This window comes from Chloroflexota bacterium (genome assembly GCA_016235055.1).
In the GTDB taxonomy this organism is placed as follows: domain Bacteria; phylum Chloroflexota; class Anaerolineae; order JACRMK01; family JACRMK01; genus JACRMK01.
The window spans coordinates 52,386-76,907 of record JACRMK010000056.1 but is presented as its reverse complement, the minus strand read 5'-3'; the positions used below and the strand labels follow the sequence as shown (position 1 = coordinate 76,907).

Here is a 24,522-nt window from a genome sequence, read left to right as displayed (position 1 = left end):
ACGTCCGGTGTCAAAGCGGGCTTTGACAGGCCGAAATGATGCCGTTATCATCGTAGACGCATGAAGAAGAACCGCAATATTACACTGATCATTGTTCCGCACAATGAGTCGGCGACGCTTACGTTGAGTTTCCCACGCTGGCTGGCTCCCTCGCTGGCTGCAATTGTCATCGCCCTGTTGCTTGTGGTTGGCTATCTGCTCGTTCGATACCGGCAGCTTTCGGAACGCTATGATCAGGTGGTGCAAGCCCAATCGGTGGAATCGGATCGCAGCCGGGGCATGCGCTCGATCATCCTGTCGCAACAGGGGGACGTCAAGCAGTTGAGCGACGAAGTGCGCCAGATTCAATCCGAGCTGGACGGTATCCGCAAGCTGAGCGACCAGGTGCGGCAGTTGCTGGGTCTGCCGAAGGGACCATCGCCTGTGATTCCCGCTCCCACGCCGCAGTCATACATCCCCGGCGTGCTGCCCCAGGCGCGTGGCGGCGGTAGCGCCGACCCGCTGAGCGCATCCAGCGGGTCCATGCTGCTTGCCGTCGAGAGCGCGCAAGTGCTCGACGCGCTGCAACCGTCGATACCGTGGGCCGCGAAAGAATTGCAGTACCTGGCCAGCCAGTCGCTGTTGCGCGTATCCAAGATCGATCCGACCAAGCGCGGCAGCCAGTCTGAACTTGAGGCGCAGCTCAAACTGCTCGCGGCGGCGCCGACGTTGTGGCCGGTGCGCGGGCGCATCACATCCGAGTTCGGCTGGCGCAAAGCGCTGTTCGATGATACGAAGCGCGAATTCCACACGGGATTGGATATCGGCGTCTGGTATTTTACGCCGGTCAAGGCCACCAAGGAAGGCACCGTTATCTATGCCGGGTGGGCCGAAGGCTATGGCAATCTTGTCGAGATCGCGCATGATTTGGGGTACGTTACATACTACGGCCACAACAGCAGCCTCAAAGTCAAGGTCGGCCAGACGGTGCAGGCCGGCGATGTAGTGGCGCTCAGCGGACAGTCCGGCTACGCGAACGGGCCGCACGTTCACTATGAGGTGCGGCTGCGCGGCCAGGCGCTCGATCCGATGCGCTTCCTCGACCTGGCGCCATAGCCGGCCCAACGCCCTAAAGGTTGCCATGTTCCGCTTCAACCGCGCGTCTGAACAGTTCGAAACCATCCTGAGCGCCAACGCCAGCTTTGATGGCGACCTCAAGTGCAAGGGCGGCGTGCGCGTGGAGGGTATCTTCGACGGCAGCATTGAGACCGACGGCAATATCATCGTCGGCAAAGCGGCGCGGGTCGGCGCCAATTTGACCGGCCGCGACATTCTGGTTTCCGGCAAGGTCACAGGCAACGTACGGACGGTCGGTCAATTGGCCATCCTGGCGGGCGGCCAGGTTGTCGGGGACGTGGACGTTGGCTCGATCCTGATCGAAGAAGGCGGCGTACTGAGCGGCAAGTGCAGCAACCGGTCGGCGGCGCAGGCCGCGTAGCCGGCGGCCGATAGCGGAGGGCGTGTGATCAATCGCGATCAGTTCGTATTCGTGATCGTGGTGAACGCGATCGTGTCGGCTGTCATCAGCACGATAGTTGTCATCGTTTCGTTTTCCATTGCCGGGTCACGGGTGGCGGCGGTCGCCGGGCCTGACGCCACGACGGTTGCGGCGCCCGTTGCGGCGTTATCGCCGACGGCTGTGCGGCGTACGCAAGCGATCCAGTATATCGTCAAGCCGGGCGACACCCTGTCGACGATTGCGGCCACCTATGGTATACCGACGTCGGCGCTCATGCAGGCCAACGGTATTACCAATCCTAACCTGCTTACCGTCGGGCAGGCATTGACGATCCCCCCGCCTGATCTGACCCCGCCCGCCGTATCCACCATCGCATCGGCCGCGTCGCCCGCGCCGATCCTGCGCATCTCGGCGATCCTGCGCTCGACGACGCCGCCGTCGCCGGGCGGCGAGACGGTGATCATCCAGAATCTCGGAGCGCGCTTGAACCTCAAAGGCTGGTCGCTGGCCGACCTGCATGGCAACCTCTACGCATTTCCGGATATTGTGGTCGAGCCGAACACGTCGCTGCGGCTGCACAGCGAGAACGGGCTCGACACGGCGGCAGACTTGTACTGGGGCCGCACGACGTCGGTGTGGGACGCCAACGACACGGCGACGCTGAAAGACCGCAACGGCGTCGTGATCGACAGCTATACGATACGGCGATAGTGCGCTTGGCGCAGGGCGATTCAAAGGTCGCTTGACAAAGCGTGAGATCGTGCCCTGAGCGGCGCACAACGCCGTCGAAGGGCAGGGATATGCGCGCGCTTCGACGGCGTCTTGTGCCGCTCAGCGCCCGTTTCGTCGGATAATCATCATGCACTATGACAATTGAATGACCCTGGCGCTTGGCGTTTGTGATTGGGAATTCATGACCGCCCCGTGTATAATGTGCTGTAGTCAACATGCGGCGCGAGCGGCACGGTTGCCGGCAAGCGCATCCTCAATCCATCAATTTCACGTGCGGAGTTAGCGGGTATGTCCGGTCATTCCAAATGGGCAACGATCAAACGCAAGAAGGGCGCGGCCGATGCCAAGCGCGGCCAGTTATTCACCAAGATCGGGCGCGAACTGACGCTGGCGGCGCGCGGCGGCGGCGGCGACCCCGATGGCAATATCAACCTGCGCATGATCGTGACGAAGGCACGCGCGGCCAACATGCCGAAGGAAAATATCGAGCGCGCGATCAAGCGCGGCACCGGCGAGCTCGAAGGTGCTACGCTGGAGGAGGCCGCCTACGAAGCGATCGGCCCGGGCGGCTCGGCGCTGATGATTTTGACGCTGTCCGACAACCGCAACCGCACGGTCGCCGACATTCGCGCGTCGCTGAATCGCCACGGCGGCCGTATGGGCGAGTCCGGCAGTGTGGGATGGATGTTCGACTACAAGGGTGTGATCGCGATCGAAGCGAAGGGCCGCGATGCCGACGAACTAGCGCTGGAAATGATCGACTACGGCGCCGAGGATGTCAATATCGACGGCACGACGCTCGAAGTGTACACTGCGCCCCATGACCTGCAGAAAGTCCAGCAGACGCTCGACCGGAAAAAGATCGCCTACGAGTCGGCCGAGCTTCAGATGATTGCCAAGAACCCGATCGAACTCAGCATAGACGAGACCGCCTCGACACTGCGGCTGGTCGAGGTGCTGGAAGAACTGGACGACATTCAGCACGTCTATACAAACCTCGTGATCTCGGACGCGGTGCTGCAGCAGTTGGAAGCGGCGTAAAGCCTGGCGGCCATGAGCCTGCGTGTGCTGGGCCTCGACCCGGGCACGGCGACCACCGGATACGGTGTGGTGGAGGGCGAGGGCGACAACCCGCGCCTGCTGCGTTATGGCGCCATCATCACGCCGCCGGAGATGCCGATGCCCGAGCGGTTGAGGCTCATTTTCCTGGGCGCCGCCGACCTGATGAAGAGCGAGCAGGTAGCGGTGGTCGCGGTCGAGAAACTATTCTTCAACCGCAACGTCACCACGGCGCTGTCGGTCGGCCAGGCGCGCGGCGTCCTGCTGCTGGCGGCTGCGATGGCGGGCGTGCCGGTGCACGAATATACGCCGCTCGAGGTGAAGCAGGCGCTGGTCGGTTACGGGCGGGCGACCAAAGACCAGGTGCAGCAGATGGTGCGCATGGTGCTGCAACTCGATCATACACCGCATCCGGACGACGCAGCGGACGCGCTGGCCGTGGCGCTCTGCCACTGCCAGTCGGCGCGCATGCGCGCGCTCATTGAGCGGGGTTAGCGGCGTCGAGCATTGCGCGCAGCTTGTCGTGGGCGGCCCGGGCGGCGCGGGCACGATGGCTGGCGCGATTCTTTTCCTCCAGGGAAAGCTCGGCCATCGTGCGGCCGAATTCCGGCATGAAGAAGACCGGGTCGTAGCCAAAGCCGCCGGCACCGCGGGGCGTGCCGGCGATCTCGCCGGGGCACGCGCCCTCCGCGACCTGCGGCGGCCGGCCGGGCGCGGCCAGCGCAATCACGCTGCGAAAGCGCGCCTGGCGCTGACCCGCCGGGATGGCGCGCATGCGCTCGAGCAGCAACTCGTAGCGTTGCACGGGCGTCAGGCCGGGACCACCATAGCGGGCCGAATACACGCCTGGCGCGCCGTCGAGTGCATCGACCTCCAGTCCTGAATCTTCCGCCAGCGTCGGCAGGCCGGTTGCCCTGCAATACGCCTCAGCTTTCAGCCGCGCGTTGGCCTCGAACGTCGCGCCCGTCTCCTCCACTTCCCACGTCACTCCCGCGTCGTCAAGCGACAGGAGCGTGAGCGGCAGATCGGCAAAGATGTGCGCAAACTCGCGTACCTTGCCCTGATTGTGCGTGGCGATCAGGAGTTTGGTGTGCATGCTGTCCGGCCCGAATTGGATCTGGCGTGCAACGCGTTGTTCGCAAGTTGTCGATCAGACCGCTCTCCACTACAATCAAAATTCGTTGGAGGTGTCATTGCGTGGAAGCTCTTAATGCGTTTTTTCAGGCCCGCGCTGCCGAAGCGTGGATTGTGCTGGCGTTTCTGGTTCTCATTCTCGAACTCTGGATACTGCTTCTGCACCGCCGGATCGATCGGCTGCAGTCGGCGCTGCGCATGGCGACCCGACCGGCCGCGTCTGTGCAATTCAGTTCCGACGAACAGGCTGCGCTGGCCGCAGTGCAAGCGCAACTGCCCTCCGCGCTCCAGCGGGTCGGCATTGTGCGGTTCAATCCGTTCGAGGACACCGGCGGCGACCAGAGCTTCGCGCTCTGCATTGCGGACGCGAACGGCAACGGCGTCGTCATCAACGGCCTGTACCGCCGCAATGAAAGCCGCGTGTTTGCCAAGCCGCTCGTCGCGTGGCTATCCACCTATACGCTGTCGAACGAAGAAAAGCAGGCGATCGGCCGTGCCCGCGGCGATGCCGAGCCCGATGCGGGATCCAGTTGACGTTCGCCAACCAGCGCATTATAATACCAATCAGTCTGCGGGTGTAGCACAACGGCAGTGCTCTTGCTTCCCAAGCAAGCGGCGAGGGTTCGACTCCCTTCACCCGCTCTGATCTGTAGGCGACCGGATGCTCATCTGGTCGCTTTTTCATTATCTGTCGACGGTGCGAGCCGCGCCGGGACAGGCAAACAGGAGGCGGCATGAGCAAGCGCGTGGCGCTGGTGACGGGCGGCAACCGGGGTATCGGGTACGAAGTTTGCCGGCAATTGGCGGCGAACAGCCTGCAGGTCGTGCTGGGGGCGCGGCGCGCAGCCGACGGTCGGCGGGCCGCGGATGCGCTGCGCGCAAGCGGGTGCGACGTGGAGTTCTGCCCGCTGGATGTCGCCGATGCAGCGAGCGTGTCCGCCGCGCGGCAAATCGTCGAGCAGCAATACGGGCGGCTGGATGTGTTGGTCAACAACGCGGGGATCTATATCGACGAGGACCAGAGCGCCTTTGACGTGCCGCTCGACACGGTGCGCCAGACGCTGGAGGTCAACCTGTTCGGTGCGTACGAGACGATCCGGGCGTTCATGCCGCTGATGCGGCGGCAGCAGTACGGCCGAGTAGTCAATGTGTCGTCGGGCATGGGGGCGTTCGACGAGATGGGCGGCGGCAGCGCGGGCTACCGGCTTTCGAAGACTGCGCTGAACAGTCTGACGCGCATGATGGCGAACGAACTGGAAGGCACCAACATCAAAGTGAATGCCGCCTGCCCCGGCTGGGTACGCACGGATATGGGCGGGGCGGATGCGCCGCGCGACGTGGCGACCGGCGCCGACACGATCGTCTGGCTGGCGCTCCTGCCGGATGATGGGCCGTCGGGCAGGTTCTTCCGCGACCGGCAGCCGATCGCCTGGTAGCCGTGGCGTCCGGTCCCCGTATCGGCTATAATTAGCGCAGGTCAATCGACGCGTGTGCCACCTCCGGCGCGCGCGAGGTCACGGGCACACAGGTGAGCGGCATGAAAGCAGTCGTGATGGCTGGGGGAGCCGGGTCGCGCTTGCGCCCGTTGACCATCGGGCGGCCCAAGCCGATGGTGCCGATCCTCGAGAAACCGGTGCTGGAGCACATCCTCGACCTGTTGAAGCGCCACGGCGTCGAGGAGGTTGTCATCACCCTGCAGTACATGGCCTCCGTCATCCAGAACTACTTCGGGGATGGCGAGGCCTTCGGCCTTCGCATTCACTACTTCATCGAAGAATCGCCGCTGGGCACCGCCGGCTCGGTCCGGCAGGCGCTGGAACTGCTGGAGGAGCCATTCCTCGTCATCAGCGGCGACGCGCTCACCGACATCGATCTCAGCCGGCTGGTGGCATTCCACAAGGAAAAGGGATCCGCGCTGACGGTCGCCCTCAGCCGCGTCCAGCACCCGGTCGACTACGGCGTGGTCATCACCGACCCCGATGGGCGCATTCGCCAGTTTGTCGAGAAGCCGACCTGGGGCGAGGTGATGAGCGACACGGTCAATATGGGGATCTACGTCATCGACCCCGACGTGTTGACGCTGGTACCGCCGGAGAAGGCGTTCGACTTCAGTCAGGACCTGTTCCCGATCATGTTGGAGCAAGACCGGCCCATGTATGGCTTTGTGTCCGATGGCTACTGGTGTGACATCGGCGATCATATCACCTACGCTCAGGCCAATGCCGACTATCTCGCCGGTCGCATCAAGTTGCCGATACCGGGGCGGCACCTGGGCGACGGCATCTGGGCGGCGGATGACGTTGAGATAGCGCACGACGCGCAGTTGTACGGGCCGGTGTTTCTGGGGCGCGGCGCCAATGTCAAAGATGGCGCGATCATTCATGGCCCCGCCGTGATTGGCGAAGATACCGTCATCGACTCGCACGCGCGGGTCGATCGCTCGATCATCTGGCGCAATACCTATGTCGGCGAAGGCGCGGAGGTGCGCGGCGCGGTGGTCTGTCGCCAGTGCCGGTTGAAGGCCAATGCCGTACTGTTCGAAGGCTCCGTGCTGGGCGATGGCTGCGTACTGGGCGAGCACGCCATCATCCACGCCAACGTGCGGTTGTGGCCGGGCAAAGAGGTGGAGCCAGGCGCGATCGTCAAATCGTCCATCATCTGGGGCTCGCAGGCGCGACGCGTCATTTTCGGGCGCTACGGCGTGACCGGCGTCGTCAACGTCGACCTGACGCCCGAGTTTGCGGCGCGGCTGGGGGCGGCGTTCGGCGCCATGCATCCCACGGGCGCCGTGGTGACGGTCAATCGCGACCTGAACCGGACGTCGCGGATGCTCAAGCGCGCGATCATCGCGGGGCTGCCGTCGGTCGGCGTCAATGCGGTCGATATCGAGAACGTGCCGGTGCCGGTGGCGCGCTTCTTCACACGCGCGTCCGGCGCGGCCGGCGGCGTGCACGTGCGCGTGTCGCCTTACCAGCGCCGCGTGGTGGACATCAAGTTCTTTGACAAAGACGGGCTGACGATCAACCATGCCACCGAGCGGGCGATCGAGCGCGCATTCTTCCGCGAGGATTTCCGCCGCGTGCACCAGGATGATATCGGGTACATCAACAGCGCGCCGGATGTGATCACGCAGTATGGCCGGCGCTTCATGGACTCAATCGACACGCAGGCGATTCGCACGCGTCGCTTCAGTCTCGTCGTGGATTACGCGCATGCGCCGGTGAGCCTGGTGCTGCCGCCGCTGTTCGAGCATCTGGGCTGCGACGTGGTGACGCTGAACAGCTACCTGGATCCGGAACGCATGTCGATCACACGCCCGGAGCTTGACCGCGACCTGACGCGGCTGGCGCGCATCACCGGCGCGACCGGCGCGGATTTCGGCGTGCGCTTCGACGTGAGCGGCGAGCGTATTTTCATGATTGATGGCCGGGGCGAACGGATTAGCGACAGCGACTTTGCGTTGACGCTGATCGATCTGAGCCTGCGCGGCGCGGCGCGCGGTCAGCGGTTGGTGGTGCCGGCCAATGCGTCGATGGCGGCGGAGCGCGTCGCGGCGCAGCACGACATGCAGGTGATTCGCAGCCGGATGGATCCGACGTCGCTGATGCTCGCGTCCACCCAACCCGATGTGATGCTGGCGGCCGACGGGCTGGGGCACTTCGTGTTCCCGGCATTCCATCACGCCATCGACGGCATGTTTGCCGCCGCAAAGTTCATGGAACTGCTGGCGGTGCACGATACGACCCTCGCGGATACGCTGGCGGCGCTGCCGCCGCACCATGTCGTGCACAAGTCGGTGCACTGCCCGTGGGAGGCGCGCGGGCGATTAATGCGGCGGTTGCTCGAGGAGTACCAGTCGTACCGGATCGAGCAGATCGACGGCATCCGGATCGACATGGGCGAAGCATGGGCGCTGGTGCATCCGGACCCTGACAGCCCGACGTGCAACATTTACGCGGAATCCACCAGCGAAGAGGAGTCGCACGCGCTGGGATTGGTGTTCGCATCGATTGTCGATGAGTTGAAAGGTCCGTGAGGCCGGATGCAGCCGCTGTTCCTGTTCAAACTCGCGGGCATTCCGTTTTTTTCGTTCACGACACTGGTCGTGGGTGGCATGGCGGCCGGCATACTTGCCGGAATGCCGGCATGGCGGCGCGCCGGGCGCTCGCCGCAAGACGCTGTTGAACTGGCGGCATGGATGACGTTCCCTGCGCTCTGCTGCGGCCGTATCGTTCACATTGCAACCAACCTGGATTACTTTGTCGAGCGTCCCGCGCAGATGGTCTGGTTTGCTGACGGCGGGTTGGGCCTCGTCGGCGTTAGCGGTGGGGCGGTGCTCGGATTGTGGCTGTGGGGACGGCGGCGCGGCGAATGTGTCGCCGAGCTTCTCGATCTCGCCGTGCTGCCCACGCTCACACTGGCCACAATGGCATGGGTTGGCGCGTTTCTGCATGGCAGCCAGTATGGCGCGCCGAGCGACAGCAACATTGCGCTTGAATTGCGCGACAACTATGGTGTGGTCTTGGCGCGTTGGCCCACGCAATTGTGGGCCGCCGGTTGGGCCGCGCTGTGTGCGCTTGCATCGATCATTGCACGGGGCGCCGAGCGGCGCGCGGGTAGCGTGGCCGCATTTGCGCTAAGCATGTATTCGGCCGGAATGCTTTTCATCGATGCCTCACGCGGGGATCCAAGCATCTACATCTGGGGCCTGCGCATGACACAGAGTCTATATGTAGTAGTATTGGGATGTGGAATTGTCAACTTAGGGCGAATATGCAGGCGCTCTTGACTCCATTTTGAAAAACCACTAGAATTAGGCCAGAAATCCAACATTTTCACAAGGAGAATGATCTATGGCAATGACGAAGAGTCAGATCACGTCCAAGCTTGCGGAAGTCACCGGCATCAGCAAGAAGCAGAGCGCGCAGTTCCTCGAGGCGCTCGCCGCGCTTGCCTACAAGGAAGCCAAGAACACCTTCACGCTGCCCGGCCTGGGCAAGCTGGTGATGCAGGATCGCGCCGCCCGCGTGGGCCGCAACCCCGCGACCGGCGAGACGATCCAGATCGCCGCGAAGAAGGTCGTGAAGTTCCGCGTGGCGAAGGCGGCCAAGGATGCCATCCTCGGCCCGAACGGCGGCAAGAAGGCGAAGAAGAAGTAGCGCAACTCCGCAGCCACGAAAGGCCACCATGCACACCATGGTGGCCTTTTCTTGTCAATGCGACGACGGTTCAGCCAGCAATTCTCAATTTGGCTTTGTACGGGTACTTTCCAATGCCGCTTGCGATGCGCTGGCTCTCAGGCGCTTGTCACGCAAGCTGGCCCGCTGAAAACGTGGCGCTGCCCTTCCCCCGACCCCCTCCCAACTTCGTTGGAGGGGGCGAGATTCTTAGGGGAGGTGCGCGGCGGCGCAGCCGCCGCGCACCTCCCCGTTAGCTTTTCCCCTTCTCCCGCGCGCGCGGGGGGAGAAGGGGCAGGGGATGAGGGGGCATATTGGCAGCCGACTCCAAAATGAGAATTGCTGCGGTTCAGCGGCTGATGCCGCCGGACCTGCCGGCCAGCAGGCCGTCAACCTCGGCGCGCGACACGAGCGCGTAGTCGCCCTGAATGGTCATTTTGAGCGCCGCCATCGCGTTGCCCATGCGCAGACCGCATTCGATGCCGGTCTCCAGATAACCCGCGATGAATCCGGCCGCGAACGCATCGCCGGCGCCGACGCGATCGACCACGTGCGTCAGCGGGTGGGCCGGGGCACGTGCGATCTGCCCGCTCTGCTGGTCGAACGCCAGCGCGCCGTCCGCGCCCGCTGTCATCACCACGACTTTGCGCGCAAAGCGGGATGCCAGCGCGCGCAGGTCATCCTCGGCGGTAGCCTCGCGAATGCCGAAGACGCGCTCCACATCGGAATGCTTCATGAACATGATGTCGGCGTCGCGGCAGAGCGGGCTGACGACCTCGCGCGCTCGTTCCGGCGTCCAGAGCTTGGCCCGGTAGTTCACGTCGTACGACACGGTCAATCCGGCTTCGTGCGCGCGTCGCTGCGTCTCGCGCACCAGTTCCTCGCAGCTGCTGCTAATCGCCGTCGTGATGCCGGTGAGATGCAGCCACCCGGCCTCCGCAAGCCATTCCCACGGGAACGTCTCGACGCCCATGCGGCTCATGCTGGAGTCGCGACGATCATAAAGCACCGACGACCCCCGCGCGCCTGCCCCTACTTCGAGAAAGAATACGCCAACGCGCTCGTCGGGCGCCCAGATCACTCGGCTGGTGTCCGTGCCCCATGATGCAATGTCGCGCTCGATCCGGTGTCCGAGCGCATTGTCGCCCAGGCGCGACAACCAGGCGGTGCGATGCCCCAGCCGCGCCAGTCCCACGGCGACATTGGCTTCGGTGCCGCCGTGGCGGACGTCGAGCGTCTGCGCCTGTTCCAGCCGCTCGTAGTCGCGCGTCGAAAGGCGGATCATATTTTCGCCGAAAGTGATTAGTTCGTAGCGTTTCACAGGGGGCTCCCATGCGAATTAGCGCAGCGGAATGCGTAGTAAATCGCCGCCGCCGGACGCCGGCAGGCGACGCCCGTCGGATAGCGTGTACAGGCCGACCACGGCGCTCTGCACGCGCTCCTGCTGGGTAGGCGTCAGTGCAAAGTCGTACGTCTCGTTAATAACGTCACCGGGCGCCCACGCATGCGTCGGATAGCGGCCTTTGAGCGGCTGGGCGTCGTGCTGTGCGATAATGGCGTTCTGGGCGTCCAGCAGATGTACAAAGACCGTGTAGTCGCGCTCCAGTGGCGCGTCGGCGCGCCAGGTCACGGCCAGCGTCGCGCCGGATGCCGTGCGGGCGAATTGGGAGCCGATCAGTGACACGGCGCCACCCAGGGTGCCGACCACGCTGGCTGGTCCACCGGGCAGCGGCGGGCGCTTGATTTCCGCAAAGACTCCGTTGGCGGGTGCCGCGAGCCGCTTGTTGGCGAACGGATCGAAAAGTTCAGCGCGCAGCTTTAGCAATGTGGCCGGCGCGACCGCTGACACATCGATGACCTGCCGGTCGGCTATGAGCGTGCCCGGCAGCCACCAACTGGCCGGAAATGCGTCGTCGCCTTGTCCGCTTGGAGAGCGCTGGCTGACCTGCCCATTCGCGTCGATCAGCAGCACGCCGGAGTCGTAATCGGACGGCAGTCGCTTACCTGCGCGCCAGAGCAAGGTAACTGTAAGCGGTTGTCCCGCCGTAATGACGTCGGGCTGTGTCTGATAGGCGACCAATTCCACTTCGTCACCGAACGTGATGCCGACCGGACGGAACCGGCCCGTCACATCGCCGCTCGACAGGACGCGTGATTTGTTGGGCCAGATCTCGAAGGCGCGGGCGATGTCACGCATAGCCAACGTGTGCTGGCCGATGGCGTCGTAATAACGCGCGCGCTCGACGTACTCGTTGCTGAACTGTTCCCAGTCAAACTCACCGCGATTGGAGTTCTTGGCGTAGTACCCGTTGGCGCGCAGGACAGCCATGCGCGCCTCGTTATTAGGCACGGTCGCAAGCAGGCCGGCAGCGAAGACGAGCGGCACCACCGCCAGTACAAGCACGCCGGAGGCCGCGCGGCGCGGCGCGGCGATGAGCGCCGCACCGGCGCGCCAGATGACGAGTGATATCAGCGCGAGGCCAGCCAGGTTGGCCATCAGGGTCGGCGAGCGCGGAAGCAGAAACTGACGTGTCAGGAACGGCCACGGGTCACGGATGATCTGCCACTGGTTGGCTAACCACTGCGCGGCGGCATGGTATTCCGAGAACGACGCCGGTCCGAAAAAGGCTTGCAGGAAGTAGCCGTATGTCCAGAGCACGCACGTCACTCCGATCGCGGCGATGGCGAGGTGCAGTGGCCGCGTGCGGACGGTCGCCAGCCAGACGCATAGACCGAGCGCAAACAAGGGCGTCAAGCCAATGGCGTAGCGCATGCCGAATGAAACGCCGCCCCAGAACCCGATACGCGTGGCGCTGCTGTAGGTGATGCCGGCCAGAAAGAGGAGCGCGCCGCCGTAGAGCGGCCAGTCGCGGCGGAGTCCGACGAACCAGCCGAGACAGGCCAGCAACAGCAGCGGCGCGGTGAAGAACAGGCCGTGGTACGAGGAGAACAGGACGTCCGAGAAATGCGCCGCGTTCCAGTTGGCGTCGATCGTGTACGGGTTGGCGAACGGGTTGCCGAAGATGATGCCCCAGGCGACGAATTGCGGCGCAAGCGGCAGCATGAGGCCTATCACTAGGGCGAGTCCGGCGGCGATTCGGCGTGGCGTGACCTGACGCAGCAATGACCCGACATGGCGTAATTCGGACACTCGCCACTCGTGACCGATCGCGATGGCGCCTGCAAGCGTTTCGAGCGCCGGGAAGACGAGCAGCAGTGCGTGGTACTGGGCGATGCTCATGGCTGTCCCGGCCAGCAGGCCGAGCGCGAGCCACTGCGCGAGTGAGCGGTTACCGCGCGTGCGGTCCCAGATGGCGATGAAGATGGCGCACAGCAGGGCGGTCGTCATGTGGTAGCTGGGCGCCAGCGCCGTCATGTAGTAGATGTACGAGGAGCCCAGCACGGCCAATAGTACGGCGAACGTAGCGATTCCAGCCGACGAGCGGGTGCGCAACCAGCGAACCATGACCAGTATGGCGAGCAGGCCGTACAGCCAATCCCCGAAATCAAGCCAGAGCTGGTAGTTGGACGCCAGCCCCGACCCGACATCGCCAGCGAGCCAGGCCGAGACGACGCCCATGAGGTAGAACGGCAGCCAGAATGGGATGATACCGACGTTGGCGATCTGTGCGCTGTAGCCGGTCGCGGTGATGATGACGCGCTGACCGAAGCGTTCCAACTCGTTCGTGAGAATCAGGTCGCGGTCGAAGACGAGCGAGCGCAGGTAAGCAAGGTAGCGGGTACCGTCCGGGCCGCCCAGCGTGGAGCGCACCAGCAGGGCGAACGCGACGAACCAGATCAGCCACGCCAGGTACAACAGGCGGTGGTCGCGCCATTCGGCGCGAAGCCATGCGGCCATTCGGGGCATGCGCGTGCGAGTGAAGGTCATGCGGCAGGCGCCGGGCGCTCCAACGTCGCGCCGGAGTAGAGCTTGTGGATGCGAATGGCGCCCGGCGGCGCGGCGTCGAGGCAGAGCTCGCATAGCGTGCACTCGTCCTCACGTTCCGGCACTACGACGAGAGCGCCGGCCTGGTCGGCGAAGATGTTGACCGGGCAGACGGCGGCCACGCGCCCGAGCGAGCGGGCGGCTTCCGACAGTTCAATACGGATAAAGAGGCTCATACGCGGCGGCATCAGGCGAGCAGGGATGGTATCTCCGACAGGGTGCGGGCGACGCGGACGCCGGCATCGCGGAGCAGGTCGATCTTCTTCTGCGGGCTGCCGCGCGTGCCCTCGACGATGCTGCCGGCATGCCCGAAGCGCACGCCCTGCATACGCTCCGCGAAGCGCCCGGCCACGAACGCGACGATGCGCAGGCGCGACGGGTGGCGGCTGAGGTGCTGCGCCAACTGTTCCTCCATCGTGCCGCCCGGCTCGGCGAAGAGGACCAGTGCGTTGGTTTGCGGGTCGGCCTCGAAAAGCGGCAGCAAATCGAGCGCCGTGGAGCCGATCAGCGGATCGCCGCCGAGCGATATCGCGGTGCTTTGGCCGTGTCCGCTCAACGTCAGCAGGCTGGCGATCTCGGTGGTCATGCCGCCGCTGCGCGAGAGCACGGCGACACGCCCGGGCCGATAGGCGCGACGCGCGGCGGCGGCCGAGCCGCCGCACATGCCGACGCGTGTCACGTCCGGCACGATCAGGCCGAGGCTATTGGGGCCGACGATGCGCGCACCGGCGCGCGCGGCGGTTTCCAGTATGACCGCTACGTCACGCCGGGGCAGCCGCTCGGTGACGATGACGATGAGCCGGATGCCGTGCGCGATTGCTTCCAGCGCGGCATCCATGGCAGCCGGAGCGGGTACCGAGATGACCGAGGCGTCGACCGGCTGCTGCGCGCAGGCCTGCTCGATCGTGTCGAAGACAGGCACACCGGCCACCGTGGCGCCGCCGCGCCCGGGCGTGACGCCGGCGACGATGCGCGCGCCATATTTGAGCGATTCCTGCGCCAGCGTGACCGCTTCGCGGCCGGTGATGCCCTGGATCAGGATTCGCGTGCCGGCATCGGCCAGAATGCTCATGGAAGTTTGGCCCGGTTCTTTACGATGAGGCCGGTGCCCCGGCCAGCGCGGCGCGCGAGCCGCGACTGCGGACCCAGACGACGAGCGCGGCTGCGCAGAGCAGCACCAGCGGAATGTTCAGCACGGTATCGATGGCGGCGACGGCTGTCGACCACCAGGCATGGGTGTGCGGCGTGGTGACGCCGCATCCGAGCATGGCCAGCACGCCGGTCACGAAGCCTTTGCCCTGCATGGCGAGGCAGTCGATGCCGAACGAGGTCAGCAGGCGTCCGATCAACCCGACGCCGCCGAACTCGCCCTGCAGGTGTCGCAGGTGGTTGAGCCCGGCGCCGTAGAACGCCTGAAGCCCGTATGCCATCACGAGAAGAAATCCGAGCGGGTGCCCGCGCCGGGCGAGCAGCGCACCGAACGGCGGCAGAATGAGGTAGAGCGAGGCAACGATCAGCAGGAATTCCGGCACGCTGACGCCCCAGTCGCGCGGCTCGCCGAGATTGAGCGCATCGTCAAGCACATGGATGATCAGGAAGAACAGGCTGATCACGAATAACCGCGGCACCCAGGACTGAAACCGAGCCATTGACACTCCCAATGATAAGGTAATTGCCTGCGACTACACCTGGCCCAGGGATGTAGCGACAATCTCGCCGGCGCGCATCGTTGCGCGCGCGTCTGCGTCCAGCCACACGATGTTTGGATCGTCGAGCCGGAACCAGGCGTACTGCCGCTGAACGAACCGGCGTGTTTCTTTCTTGGTACTCTCTATGGCCTGCGCCAGCGTCAACTGCCCGGCGAGATACGCCGCGATCTGCTTGTAGCCGAAGCTCGACATCGACGGCAGATCGGTCGAGTAGCCGCGCGCCAGCAGGGCGCGCACCTCATCTACAAGCCCGCCAGCGATCATCGCATCGACGCGCTCATCGATGCGGCGGTAGAGCGCTGGACGCGGCAGCGTCAGCCCGATCTGCAGCATGTCGTACGGCGGCGGCTCCTTCCGCTGCAGCTCGGAAACGGGGCGACCGGTGGCCGTGCAGACTTCCAGGTAGCGGATGACGCGGCGCACGTTGCGCGCGTCGACCCGCGACGCCGCGACCGGATCGGCGGCCTGCAAGCGCGCGTACAACATTTGCGGGCCGTGCTCGCGCGCTTCCTGCTCCCACTGCGCCCGCAGCGCCATGTCAGGCGCGACTTCGGGCACGGTCCAACCCTCGACGATCGCCTTCACATACTGGCCGGTGCCGCCGACCATGAACGGCAGTCTGCCGCGCGCGCTGATCTCCGCGATGCAGCGAGTCGCCAGGTCGCGGTATTGACCGAGCGAGAGCACCTCGTCCGGTGCGACGATATCGATCAGGTGATGCGGGATCCGCGCCCGTTCGTCTGCCGACGGCTTGGCGGTGCCGATATCCATGCCGCGATAGACTTGGCGCGAGTCGGCGCCGATGATCTCGCCGCCGAACCGCTCTGCCAGGTCGAGGGCGAGCGCGGTCTTACCGACCGCGGTCGGGCCGACGATGACGACCAGGCGCGTCTTCACCGGTTAGTGCGTGACCGCGTGATCGATGATATCGATACGCTGCAGGCGACCATGCGCGTCCATCGCGATCGCCACCACGTCGATGCGCCAGTCGGCGTCGCCCAGATTGTGCGTCTGCAGATAGTTGTCGGCCACAGTGATCAATTTGGCCTGCTTGCGCGGCGTCACGGCTTCCTCCGGCGTGCCGAAGCGGTCGCCGCGCCGGGTTTTCACTTCGACGAACACCCACGCGTCGCCGTCGCGCGCCACCAGGTCGATCTCCCCCTCGGCGCAGCGGTAGTTCATCTCGACAATCGACAGACCGCGCTCCTGCAGCGCCCGCGCGGCCATCTGCTCGCCGGCGGTGCCGAGTTGGCGACGGGCCGAAGGGCGACGCGGCGGCGCCGTGTGCGCGGTCACTGCGGCGCTCCGGCGGCGGCCAGCAGGGCGCGGATCGGCGCAAACGAGCGGCGATGCACGACCGAGACGCCGATGGCGCGCAGCGCAGCGTGGTGGTTGACGGTACCGTAGCCTTTGTGATGGGCAAAGCCGTAGCCCGGCCAGGTGGTATCGAGCTCGCGCATCAACGCATCTCGTGTGACTTTCGCTATAATCGAGGCGGCGGCGATGCTGAACGCATAGGAGTCGCCGCGAATGATCGCCTGCTGTGGCAGCGCGCTGGACGGCAGCGGAAAGGCGTCGATCAGCAAGGCGGCCGGCGCGACGGTCAAACCAGCCAGCGCGCGCGACATCGCCTCGCGCGTGGCGCGGGTCATGCCCATCTCGTCAATCTCGGCGGGCGAGACCATGCCGACGGCGGCCGCGACGGCGACCGTGCGAATCAACGCGGCGCAGAACTCGCGGGCGGCCGCGCTCAACTGCTTCGAGTCGTTAACCTGACGAAGCGCGCGACGCAGCGCGGGAGTCGGCGGCGGCAGGATGACCGCGCCGGCCACCAGTGGACCGGCCCATGCGCCGCGCCCGGCCTCGTCCAACCCGGCGACGGGCGCGAGGCCGCGACCGTGATACCTAAGTTCCGCCCGAAAGCCTGGCATGCGCATCCATGTGCCCCATCAAAGCAAATAAGGGAAACGGGGCACACTTGAGTATACCCGATTTCCCTTATGATTCAACGACCGCCGCAAGCGGCGCTTATGCTAGCTGGCCGGCGGATTCTGCTCGGAATCGTCGTAGCGGCGCTCGCGCAGGCGGGCCTTCTTGCCGACGCGGTCGCGCAGGAAGAACAACTGCGCGCGGCGCACCTGGCCGTGGCGGATGACCTTGACGTCTTCCAGCCGGGGCGAGTTCGCTACGAATGTGCGCTCGACGCCGACGCCGTGAGCCGCGAGGCGGCGCACCGTGAAGCGGGTGGTCGCGCCGTTGCCACGCAAGCGCATGACGACGCCCTGGAACGGCTGCAGGCGTTCCTTGTCGCCCTCAACGATGCGGTACATCACGCGCACGGTATCACCGGGCTCGAGTACCGGCCGCTTGGCCGCCTTCTCCGGCATCTTCGAAAGCGAACGAATTAGATCTTGCATGACTGGACACCTTTCCAAGTGCGTGTTGACAGGAAGACATTATATCACGGGAAAAGCCGCGTTACAAAATCGTGGCCGTGTATCGTGCACAAATGGCGTCGGTGCCCCTATGTTGAGCCGGCGGCGACAAATTACCACGACCTGTGGGTTGCGTCGGCGCTTACGCCAAGTCCAACCGTCGCAGTCGTGCCTCACCGGGCACGCCTTCCGCGTTCCAGCCACGCAGGGCGTAGAGCTCCTGCACCTGGCGCTTGACGTCGGGCACCACGCCGGCCGCGCCGCCGCTGGGGCGGGCCTGCTTCAGACGCGGCGGCAAGTCGTCATCAGCCGCCGTGACGCCATAGCGCACGTTGATCAGCCGCTTCAGATTGAACAGCCGCTCGCCGATGTGCTGCCAGGTTTCGACGTCCCATTGCCAGCCGAGCGCGAGGTTCACATAGCGCGAGAGGATCTCCGGGCCGACGGAGCCCTTGTTCGTGAATTTGCAGAGACCGAGCGGGTTCATCAACGACTGGAAGTTCTGCATCGTGAACGTGATCGCCGCTTTGTTTTCGTCGGTGTGCGGGTCGATGCCGCCGGCGTAGCCGAGTTCCTTAAATGGGATGCCGAGCTCCGGCCAGTAGCCGAGCGATTCAAGATGGCACGCGCCGCGTGCGCTGGTCGCGTAGTTGGAGGCCATCGAGACGAAGGCGCGCGGGTCGTGCGCCGGCACTTCGAGACCCTTGACGTGCACCGCGAACTCGCTTGCGCCCCGGCCCAACTTCGCGGCCGCCTTGCGCGTGCCGTCGGCGAGTAGGTTGCCCAGCGCGCCGCGGCGGAACGCGATCGCCTCGACCGCCTGCACCAGCGCCTTGCCGTTACCCCAGGTCAGGTCGATGCCGTCGCACTGGTCGGGCGCGAGGATGCCCTTCTCGTACGCTTCCATGGCGAAGGCGATGGTTGAGCCGACCGAAATCGTGTCGAGGCCGTAGCGGTTGCAGAGATCGTTGGCCACGGCGATCGCTTCGAGATCATCGATGAGGCAGTTCGCGCCCATCAGTCCGAGCGTCTCGTACTCCGGGCCATGAGCGTGCAGGCCGGCGTGCTCGCCTTCCTTGAACTCGACGTGCTGTGTGCAGGCGATCGGGCACGCGAAGCAGCGCGTCGTTTCGGAGTAGTACTTTTCGCGGATCGTCTGGCCCTGGATCTTCTGCGCGCCCTCGGCCCAGTTTCCGCCCGCCCAGTTGCGGATCGGGATGTCGCCGGTGCGCTCGGTGAACGCGACGCCGCCGGCGGTGCCGAACTTGTTGAGCGAAATGATGTAGCCGTTATCCCTGAGCGGATCGTTGACCGACTGCACGTACTTGAGGAACGCGCCCTTGTCGTGGTAGGCGATCTTCTGCTTGCCGCGCACGGCGATCGCCTTGAGGTGCTTGCTGCCCATGACCGCGCCGAGGCCGCACCGCCCGGCCATGCGCGTCTCGCGGCCGTCGAAGGCGACGCCGGCGATCAGCACACGGTTCTCGCCGCCGGGGCCGATGCAGGTAACGCGGCACTTGGGGTCGCACTCCTTCTGGAGCGCGTCCAGCGTCTGGTAGCTGTCGGCCTGGCCCCAGAGGTGCGACGCGTCGCGGAACTCGACGCCCTTTTCGGTGATCCAGAGGTAGACCGGCGTCTCGCTGCGCCCGCTGATGACGAGTCCGTCGTAGCCGGCGAAGCGCAGTTCGGGGCCCCAGTAGCCGCCCGCGTTCGCCTCGCCCCAAATGCCGGTCAGCGGCGAGCGACCGCAGACGGAGATGCGATTGGCGGTCGTGGCGCCGGTGCCGGTCAGCAGGCCGTTGAAGAAGTAGAGCGGCGCGCGCGGATCGAAGGCATCGAGCGAGGGGTCCATCTCGTCGTAGAACAACTTGGCCGCCAGGCCGGAGCCGAGCAGGTAGGTCTCATAGATTTCTTCCGGGATCGACTGGACCTGCGCGGTGCGTGCGGTCAGGTCGATGCGGATGATCTTGCCGGTATAGACTTCAGTCATTATGTCCTCGATAAGGTGGAATACACGGAGCGGTTCTGTTGAGAAAGACTCAGGCGTTCAACGCATAGATACAAGCGCACGAAGCAACTCTTGATCGGTCTGTGACATTGTGCGATTTGTGAAGCGGGCGACTCTGCGCACACAGATATTCGATCGGTCATGACAGCCTGGCGCCAGGCAGCGGGTCTGAGTCGAGTCCCTACGTTCTGGCTTCGAGTGATCGAGAATCGACGGTCAGCGACCGCGCGCCATGACGCGGCTCACCACAACGAGCAGGAGCAGCGCGAGCACGGGCACGACGCCGAAATAGAGCGGCAATTCGCCCGGCCGCGATTCGGCCGGCACGGCGTCGGCCGGAAATTGCGGGCCGCGTGTGGGTGCCGGTGCGACGCTTGTGGCGAGTGCGGAAGGCCGCGTCGCCGTTGGCAAGGGTGTCGGCACGGTCCGAGCCGCGATCGAGCGCGCTGTACTCTCGCCGGTTGCGTACCAGACCCGACCGTCATTCGTGTACCATGCCGCATGCATCTTGTTGCCGAGGCCGATCGCCAACTTCAGATCATCGGGGCCGCGTTGCTGCCAGTCGTCGCCATCTTTGATGGACACGCCGAGGAATGTCTGGGGCGCCATCCAATCGGTGTTGCCCCAGGTGCTGCGGTATAGTGCGACGATGCCCTTGTCGCGGCCCACGGTCGCCATCTGGAGGACGCCGGAGCCGTCTGCAACAAATGGCGTTTGGAAGAAGCAGCCTTCAATCGGTGCCAGCACGCGCCGCCGTGCGCCCCAGGTCTGCCCGCCGTTGGTCGAAGTACGCCCGTAACGGGCGCACGAAACCTTGTCGTGGCTCGCCGTCCAGAGTAGGACTATACTGCCGCGCGCGTCGACGCCGATGCTGGGATACAGCGGTCCGAACAGGTTGGAATTAGGATCGCGCTCATCGAGTTGCACCGGGCGCGACCATGACAGTCCTTGATCTGTCGACTGCGCGTAATACAGGGTTGGCTCGAAGATGTCAACCCAGACCGCGTGCAGCACGCCGCTGGCCGGGTCCTGCACGACCACGATAGCGTCGGCTGTGCCGGGAACCTGCCCGCGCACCGGCCGCTGCCAGATCGGCTCGGGCGATGTCCAGTGCAGGCCGCGATCGACTGAGCGTGTGTAATAGATACCGGGGGTTGTGCCCGTGTTCCAGTAAAAGAGGTGCAGCGTGCCATCCCTGCCGGTCGCCAGGTACGGTGTCTGCACGTTATCGTCGATGCGGATGAACGGCGACCACGCGCGCGCGCTGGTTGCCAGGTCTATGGGCGCGCGGGTGAAAAACAGCAGGCCGCCGCCCACCCACGCAGCGTCCACGTAGCCTGCATCATCCGCCACGGCCACAACATTGGAAGCCAGCGAATAACTGCCGGGCGATACAAACAGATCCACCGGATCGGTCCAGCGCGCGCCGTCATACTGCGAGTAGTAGATGATGCTGCCGCCCACCTCTGGGTTCTGAGGGAACGGCGTGTACGCGGCCTGCCAGAAGATATGCACCCTCCCGAAAGCGTCGGCCACAATGGCCGGCCGGCCGGAATGCGGCACGTTGCCTGAGATGACCAGCGGCTGGCTCCAGCGCACACCGGCGGGATCCTGCGCGTCCACCGTTCCGGCGGCGAGCGCTATCGCGAACAGTGCCAGCACGAGCGCCGGCCAACGAGAGCGTGTCATCGCGCCAACCCTCGCCGTTCCAGTTCGCGCGCGGCGAGCGCGGACCCGTCGACCGCCGTCTGACCGCGCACCCAGCCGGCCAGTTCGCGCATGCCGTGCTCCAGCGTCACGCGCGGCGCATAGCCGAGCAGTTCGCGCGCGCGCGAAATGTCGGCCACACAGTGCCGGATATCTCCTTCGCGATACTTGCCGACGATCTCCGGCGCGATCTCGACGCCGAGCGCGGCCGCCACGGTCTCGGCCACGGCCCGAATGGTGATCGACCGACCGGTACCCACGTTGAATGATTGGTAATCCGCCGCGTCGTGCTCCATCGCCAGCAGGTTGGCCTGGACGATGTCGCTCACATGCACAAAATCGCGCGTCTGGAGACCGTCTTCGAAAATCTGTGGCGCGCGGCCGTTGAGCAGTCGCGACGAGAAGATGGCGGCCACGCCGGTGTACGGGTTCGATAGGGCCTGGCGTGTGCCGTACGTGTTGAAGTACCGCAGCGCGACGGCCGGTATGCCGTAGGCGCGGCCCACGCACAGGCACATCTCTTCCTGGTCCTTTTTGGCAATCGCGTAGATGCTATTCGCGCTCAGCGTTTTGTCCTCGCCGGTCGGTGTGGGACTCGCCTGAGCGCCGCAGTGCGGACACCGCATCTCCCAGTCGCGTCGAGCCAACTGCTCGGCCGCGCGCAGTGGGGGCGTGATCGGACCATGCGTGGAGCAGGTGTAACCGCCTTCGCCGTAGATCGACATGGACGACGCGACGATCAATTTGCGCACGCGGCCGCGCTCGGCCGCCAGCAGATCCAACAGCGTCGCCGTGCCGAGGGTGTTGACCGACACGTAGCGCGCAATCTGGTACATCGACTGCCCGACGCCGACCATCGCCGCTTCGTGAAAGACGACCTCGACTCCGTCGAGCGCATGCCGAAGCGTGTCGCGGTCGCGCACGTCGCCCCACAGGTACTCGACCTGCGGGTTGAGGTAGTCCGGCCGGACGCCGCCTTCGCCGTGGACCTGCGGTTCGAGGTTATCCAGCACGCGCACGCGGTGGCCGCGCGCGATGAGCGCGTCAACCAGGTGCGAGCCGATGAAACCGGCGCCGCCGGTGACTAATACGAGTTCCGATGCCATAGTATGTCTGCGGGATGGGCGATTGTGCCTAGAACAGCGTGTAGATGAACGGGCCAACGCCGGACGCCGACGCAAAGACCAGCAGTAGTCCGAAGACCATCAGCACCACGACCATCGGGATGAGCCACCACTTCTTGCGGCGCCACAGATACACGAAGACTTCGCCGGCCACACCGGTGTTGGCGGCCAGGCTGCGAAACCAAGCGCTCATGCGGCTTCCTCCTTGTCCTTCAATACCAGAAAGCGGTCAAAGACCAGCATGTCCAGTCCGCTGTTGTTGAACGTGCGCATGGCGTCTGCCGGGCTTGCCACGATTGGCTCGCCGCGCAGGTTGTACGAGGTGTTCATCAGCACCGGCACGCCGGTCGCGTCGCCGAACTTGCGCACGACGTTGTAGTAGCCGGAATTGGTCTCCGGCCGGATCGTCTGCAAGCGGCCGGTGCCCATATGGTTGACCGCTGGAATCTGATCCTGCTTGTCGCTCTTGATCGGGGCCACCAGCAGCATGTACCGCGCCGGCAACTGCCGCGCCGGGTCGTCCAGATCAAAATACTCCGCCGTGCGCTCTTCCAGCACCACCGGCGCAAAGGGGCGAAACGGCTCGCGGAACTTGATCTTGGCGTTGACAATGTTCTTCATCTCGGCGCGCCGCGGATCGGCGATGATGCTGCGGTTTCCGAGCGCGCGCGGTCCCCATTCGAAGCGACCGCGAAACCAACCGGCTACCTTGCCATTCACCAGGCCGTCCACCACGCGATCGAGCAGGCGATCTTCGTCGTCGAATTGCTCGTGCCGGATGTTGTTGGCGCGCAGGTAATCGCCAATCTCGGAATTGCTGTATCCCTGTCCCCAGTAGCAGTCGTTCAACGTAAACTTGCGCGGCTGGCCCAGAATGACGTGGTAGGCGTACAGCGCCGCGCCCAGCGCCCCGCCCGAATCGCCGGCGGCCGGCTGGATAAACAGTTCCTCGAAGCCGGTCTCGCGCAGGATGCGCCCGTTGGCTACGCTGTTGAGCGCCACGCCGCCCGCCATGACCAGTCGCTTTGAGCCTGTGCTCAGCCGGGCGTGGCGCGCCATCTTGAGGATAATCTCCTCGGTGACACGTTGGATGCTGGCCGCGATGTCGGCGTAGTGCTGGTTGCGTTCGGCGGCGCGGTCATCCCACTGCGGGTGGTCGCGTTGCGGATGCGTCTGCCGGGTGTAGAACTCGGACTCGCGGACACGCGGCTCGCCAAACAACTCGGTGAACCGGCGATTGTACGTCTGCTCCGTCGAGTGGTAGAAGCTGAAGTATTCCATGCTCAGCCGGAAGCTGCCGTCGGCTTCGACGCGCACGAGCTTGTACACGTCGTCGACGTAGCGCGGCTCGCCGTAGGGCGCCATGCCCATGACCTTGTACTCGCCCTCATTCACCTCGAAGCCGAGGAACGCCGTGAAAGCCGAGTAGAGCAGCCCGAGCGAATGCGGAAAACGAATCTCTCCGGTCAGGTTGATGCTGCTCTTGCCCGTGCCGGTCCAGTCGGCCTGGCCGTGCCCGATCGCCGCGGTTGTCCACTCGCCCACGCCGTCAAGCGTGAGCACGGCGGCGTCCGCATACGGCGCGCAGAAGAGCGCGCTGGCCGCGTGCGCCATGTGATGGTCGGCGAACAACACGCGGTTCTGCGGCACGCCCAGCTTGCGGACGATGAGGCCCTTGACCCACAGTTTTTCATTAAACCACGCGACCATCGCTTCCGGAAAAACGCGCCAGGTCCTGGGATAGCCGCCCAGCGAGGTCATCAGAATGCGCTCAAACTTGACCAGCGGCTTCTCGTAAAAGACCACGTAGTCCAGATCGCCGGCGGTGATACCAGCCTGCTTGAGGCAGAACGCGACCGCCTGCGCTGGGTAGTCGTGATCGTGCTTCTTGCGGGTGAAGCGCTCTTCCTCCGCAGCGGCCACGAGCATGCCGTCAACCAGCAGCGCCGCGGCCGAGTCGTGATAGAAGCACGAAATGCCCAGGATGCGCATG

The 24,522-nt window shown here is 64.9% G+C and carries 25 protein-coding genes and 1 tRNA gene; 11 read left to right on the top strand and 15 right to left on the bottom strand.

Going from position 1 to position 24,522, the window contains the following annotated elements; genetic code table 11:
• Window positions 1-60 precede the first annotated feature (60 nt).
• The 5 genes from HZB53_14545 (at window position 61) to ruvC (ending at window position 3,784) form a co-directional block, all read left to right on the top strand.
• A complete protein-coding gene (locus HZB53_14545) occupies window positions 61-1,095 on the top strand; it encodes a M23 family metallopeptidase (GenBank protein ID MBI5878866.1) in 1,035 nt (344 codons plus the stop codon).
• Window positions 1,096-1,120: 25 nt separating this feature from the next.
• A complete protein-coding gene (locus tag HZB53_14540) occupies window positions 1,121-1,477 on the top strand; it encodes a polymer-forming cytoskeletal protein (protein ID MBI5878865.1) in 357 nt (118 codons plus the stop codon).
• 24 nt (window positions 1,478-1,501) lie between these two features.
• Window positions 1,502-2,209, top strand: a complete 708-nt coding sequence (locus tag HZB53_14535) for a LysM peptidoglycan-binding domain-containing protein (protein MBI5878864.1) — start codon at window positions 1,502-1,504, stop codon at window positions 2,207-2,209.
• A gap of 309 nt (window positions 2,210-2,518) precedes the next feature.
• Complete coding sequence (locus HZB53_14530) at window positions 2,519-3,271, top strand: YebC/PmpR family DNA-binding transcriptional regulator (GenBank protein MBI5878863.1); 753 nt, start codon at window positions 2,519-2,521, stop codon at window positions 3,269-3,271.
• Window positions 3,272-3,289: 18 nt separating this feature from the next.
• The gene (gene ruvC / locus HZB53_14525; GenBank protein ID MBI5878862.1) at window positions 3,290-3,784 is read left to right on the top strand and encodes a crossover junction endodeoxyribonuclease RuvC; all 495 of its coding nucleotides are present in this window, start codon (window positions 3,290-3,292) and stop codon (window positions 3,782-3,784) included.
• On the opposite strand, the gene HZB53_14520 is transcribed toward ruvC, so the two are convergent.
• Window positions 3,768-4,385 carry an XTP/dITP diphosphatase gene (locus tag HZB53_14520; protein MBI5878861.1) on the bottom strand — a complete coding sequence of 206 codons (618 nt, stop codon included), beginning with the start codon at window positions 4,383-4,385 and terminating at the stop codon, window positions 3,768-3,770. The genes ruvC and HZB53_14520 overlap by 17 nt on opposite strands.
• 152 nt (window positions 4,386-4,537) lie before the next feature.
• On the opposite strand from HZB53_14520, the gene HZB53_14515 reads away from it, so the two are divergent.
• The 6 genes from HZB53_14515 (at window position 4,538) to HZB53_14490 (ending at window position 9,582) form a co-directional block, all read left to right on the top strand.
• Complete coding sequence (locus tag HZB53_14515; GenBank protein ID MBI5878860.1) at window positions 4,538-4,957, top strand: DUF4446 family protein; 420 nt, start codon at window positions 4,538-4,540, stop codon at window positions 4,955-4,957.
• 37 nt (window positions 4,958-4,994) lie between these two features.
• Window positions 4,995-5,065, top strand: a tRNA-Gly gene (locus HZB53_14510).
• A gap of 92 nt (window positions 5,066-5,157) precedes the next feature.
• A complete protein-coding gene (locus HZB53_14505; GenBank protein MBI5878859.1) occupies window positions 5,158-5,859 on the top strand; it encodes an SDR family NAD(P)-dependent oxidoreductase in 702 nt (233 codons plus the stop codon).
• A gap of 101 nt (window positions 5,860-5,960) precedes the next feature.
• Window positions 5,961-8,459, top strand: coding sequence for a mannose-1-phosphate guanyltransferase (locus HZB53_14500; GenBank protein ID MBI5878858.1), 2,499 nt, complete (start codon window positions 5,961-5,963; stop codon window positions 8,457-8,459).
• Window positions 8,460-8,465: 6 nt separating this feature from the next.
• Entirely contained in the window at window positions 8,466-9,212 is a 747-nt protein-coding gene (locus HZB53_14495) for a prolipoprotein diacylglyceryl transferase (GenBank protein ID MBI5878857.1), read from the top strand.
• A 64-nt stretch (window positions 9,213-9,276) separates the two neighbouring features.
• A complete protein-coding gene (locus HZB53_14490; protein ID MBI5878856.1) occupies window positions 9,277-9,582 on the top strand; it encodes an HU family DNA-binding protein in 306 nt (101 codons plus the stop codon).
• Between the two features lie 367 nt (window positions 9,583-9,949).
• On the opposite strand, the gene HZB53_14485 is transcribed toward HZB53_14490, so the two are convergent.
• The 14 genes from HZB53_14485 to HZB53_14420 form a co-directional block, all read right to left on the bottom strand.
• Window positions 9,950-10,921 (bottom strand): sugar kinase, encoded by a 972-nt coding sequence (locus tag HZB53_14485; GenBank protein ID MBI5878855.1) that lies wholly within the window; start codon window positions 10,919-10,921, stop codon window positions 9,950-9,952.
• Between the two features lie 18 nt (window positions 10,922-10,939).
• On the bottom strand, window positions 10,940-13,489 hold the full coding sequence (locus tag HZB53_14480; protein MBI5878854.1) for a hypothetical protein: 2,550 nt from the start codon (window positions 13,487-13,489) through the stop codon (window positions 10,940-10,942).
• Window positions 13,486-13,722: a hypothetical protein gene (locus tag HZB53_14475; GenBank protein ID MBI5878853.1), complete on the bottom strand. Its 237-nt coding sequence runs from the start codon at window positions 13,720-13,722 to the stop codon at window positions 13,486-13,488. Before HZB53_14475 ends, HZB53_14480 begins: the two co-directional genes overlap by 4 nt.
• Window positions 13,723-13,733: 11 nt before the next feature.
• A complete protein-coding gene (locus HZB53_14470; protein MBI5878852.1) occupies window positions 13,734-14,618 on the bottom strand; it encodes a CoA-binding protein in 885 nt (294 codons plus the stop codon).
• A 19-nt stretch (window positions 14,619-14,637) separates the two neighbouring features.
• Window positions 14,638-15,195, bottom strand: a complete 558-nt coding sequence (locus HZB53_14465) for a hypothetical protein (GenBank protein ID MBI5878851.1) — start codon at window positions 15,193-15,195, stop codon at window positions 14,638-14,640.
• A 33-nt stretch (window positions 15,196-15,228) separates the two neighbouring features.
• Entirely contained in the window at window positions 15,229-16,140 is a 912-nt protein-coding gene (gene miaA / locus HZB53_14460) for a tRNA (adenosine(37)-N6)-dimethylallyltransferase MiaA (protein MBI5878850.1), read from the bottom strand.
• A 15-nt stretch (window positions 16,141-16,155) separates the two neighbouring features.
• Window positions 16,156-16,482 carry a YraN family protein gene (locus tag HZB53_14455; protein MBI5878849.1) on the bottom strand — a complete coding sequence of 109 codons (327 nt, stop codon included), beginning with the start codon at window positions 16,480-16,482 and terminating at the stop codon, window positions 16,156-16,158.
• Window positions 16,483-16,547: 65 nt separating this feature from the next.
• Window positions 16,548-17,186 (bottom strand): ribonuclease HII, encoded by a 639-nt coding sequence (locus tag HZB53_14450; GenBank protein ID MBI5878848.1) that lies wholly within the window; start codon window positions 17,184-17,186, stop codon window positions 16,548-16,550.
• A 102-nt stretch (window positions 17,187-17,288) separates the two neighbouring features.
• Window positions 17,289-17,672 carry a 50S ribosomal protein L19 gene (gene rplS / locus HZB53_14445; protein MBI5878847.1) on the bottom strand — a complete coding sequence of 128 codons (384 nt, stop codon included), beginning with the start codon at window positions 17,670-17,672 and terminating at the stop codon, window positions 17,289-17,291.
• Between the two features lie 160 nt (window positions 17,673-17,832).
• A complete protein-coding gene (locus tag HZB53_14440; protein ID MBI5878846.1) occupies window positions 17,833-19,680 on the bottom strand; it encodes an aldehyde ferredoxin oxidoreductase family protein in 1,848 nt (615 codons plus the stop codon).
• A gap of 234 nt (window positions 19,681-19,914) precedes the next feature.
• Window positions 19,915-21,387 (bottom strand): exo-alpha-sialidase, encoded by a 1,473-nt coding sequence (locus HZB53_14435; GenBank protein ID MBI5878845.1) that lies wholly within the window; start codon window positions 21,385-21,387, stop codon window positions 19,915-19,917.
• On the bottom strand, window positions 21,384-22,511 hold the full coding sequence (locus tag HZB53_14430) for an NAD-dependent epimerase/dehydratase family protein (protein MBI5878844.1): 1,128 nt from the start codon (window positions 22,509-22,511) through the stop codon (window positions 21,384-21,386). Before HZB53_14430 ends, HZB53_14435 begins: the two co-directional genes overlap by 4 nt.
• Window positions 22,512-22,539: 28 nt before the next feature.
• Window positions 22,540-22,722, bottom strand: coding sequence for a hypothetical protein (locus tag HZB53_14425; GenBank protein MBI5878843.1), 183 nt, complete (start codon window positions 22,720-22,722; stop codon window positions 22,540-22,542).
• Window positions 22,719-24,521: a hypothetical protein gene (locus tag HZB53_14420; protein ID MBI5878842.1), complete on the bottom strand. Its 1,803-nt coding sequence runs from the start codon at window positions 24,519-24,521 to the stop codon at window positions 22,719-22,721. Before HZB53_14420 ends, HZB53_14425 begins: the two co-directional genes overlap by 4 nt.
• Window position 24,522: the final 1 nt, after the last annotated feature.

What these genes read in the sequence shown, in the direction of transcription:
- HZB53_14545 (MBI5878866.1), top strand. Translation starts at nt 61, where the DNA reads ATGAAGAAGAACCGCAATATTACACTGATCATTGTTCCGCACAATGAG.
- HZB53_14540 (MBI5878865.1), top strand. Translation starts at nt 1,121, where the DNA reads ATGTTCCGCTTCAACCGCGCGTCTGAACAGTTCGAAACCATCCTGAGC.
- HZB53_14530 (MBI5878863.1), top strand. Translation starts at nt 2,519, where the DNA reads ATGTCCGGTCATTCCAAATGGGCAACGATCAAACGCAAGAAGGGCGCG.
- HZB53_14520 (MBI5878861.1), bottom strand. Translation starts at nt 4,385, where the DNA reads ATGCACACCAAACTCCTGATCGCCACGCACAATCAGGGCAAGGTACGC.
- HZB53_14505 (MBI5878859.1), top strand. Translation starts at nt 5,158, where the DNA reads ATGAGCAAGCGCGTGGCGCTGGTGACGGGCGGCAACCGGGGTATCGGG.
- HZB53_14500 (MBI5878858.1), top strand. Translation starts at nt 5,961, where the DNA reads ATGAAAGCAGTCGTGATGGCTGGGGGAGCCGGGTCGCGCTTGCGCCCG.
- HZB53_14495 (MBI5878857.1), top strand. Translation starts at nt 8,466, where the DNA reads ATGCAGCCGCTGTTCCTGTTCAAACTCGCGGGCATTCCGTTTTTTTCG.
- HZB53_14490 (MBI5878856.1), top strand. Translation starts at nt 9,277, where the DNA reads ATGGCAATGACGAAGAGTCAGATCACGTCCAAGCTTGCGGAAGTCACC.
- HZB53_14480 (MBI5878854.1), bottom strand. Translation starts at nt 13,489, where the DNA reads ATGACCTTCACTCGCACGCGCATGCCCCGAATGGCCGCATGGCTTCGC.
- HZB53_14475 (MBI5878853.1), bottom strand. Translation starts at nt 13,722, where the DNA reads ATGAGCCTCTTTATCCGTATTGAACTGTCGGAAGCCGCCCGCTCGCTC.
- HZB53_14470 (MBI5878852.1), bottom strand. Translation starts at nt 14,618, where the DNA reads ATGAGCATTCTGGCCGATGCCGGCACGCGAATCCTGATCCAGGGCATC.
- HZB53_14465 (MBI5878851.1), bottom strand. Translation starts at nt 15,195, where the DNA reads ATGGCTCGGTTTCAGTCCTGGGTGCCGCGGTTATTCGTGATCAGCCTG.
- HZB53_14455 (MBI5878849.1), bottom strand. Translation starts at nt 16,482, where the DNA reads ATGGCCGCGCGGGCGCTGCAGGAGCGCGGTCTGTCGATTGTCGAGATG.
- HZB53_14450 (MBI5878848.1), bottom strand. Translation starts at nt 17,186, where the DNA reads ATGCCAGGCTTTCGGGCGGAACTTAGGTATCACGGTCGCGGCCTCGCG.
- rplS (MBI5878847.1), bottom strand. Translation starts at nt 17,672, where the DNA reads ATGCAAGATCTAATTCGTTCGCTTTCGAAGATGCCGGAGAAGGCGGCC.
- HZB53_14440 (MBI5878846.1), bottom strand. Translation starts at nt 19,680, where the DNA reads ATGACTGAAGTCTATACCGGCAAGATCATCCGCATCGACCTGACCGCA.
- HZB53_14435 (MBI5878845.1), bottom strand. Translation starts at nt 21,387, where the DNA reads ATGACACGCTCTCGTTGGCCGGCGCTCGTGCTGGCACTGTTCGCGATA.
- HZB53_14430 (MBI5878844.1), bottom strand. Translation starts at nt 22,511, where the DNA reads ATGGCATCGGAACTCGTATTAGTCACCGGCGGCGCCGGTTTCATCGGC.
- HZB53_14425 (MBI5878843.1), bottom strand. Translation starts at nt 22,722, where the DNA reads ATGAGCGCTTGGTTTCGCAGCCTGGCCGCCAACACCGGTGTGGCCGGC.
- HZB53_14420 (MBI5878842.1), bottom strand. Translation starts at nt 24,521, where the DNA reads ATGCGCATCCTGGGCATTTCGTGCTTCTATCACGACTCGGCCGCGGCG.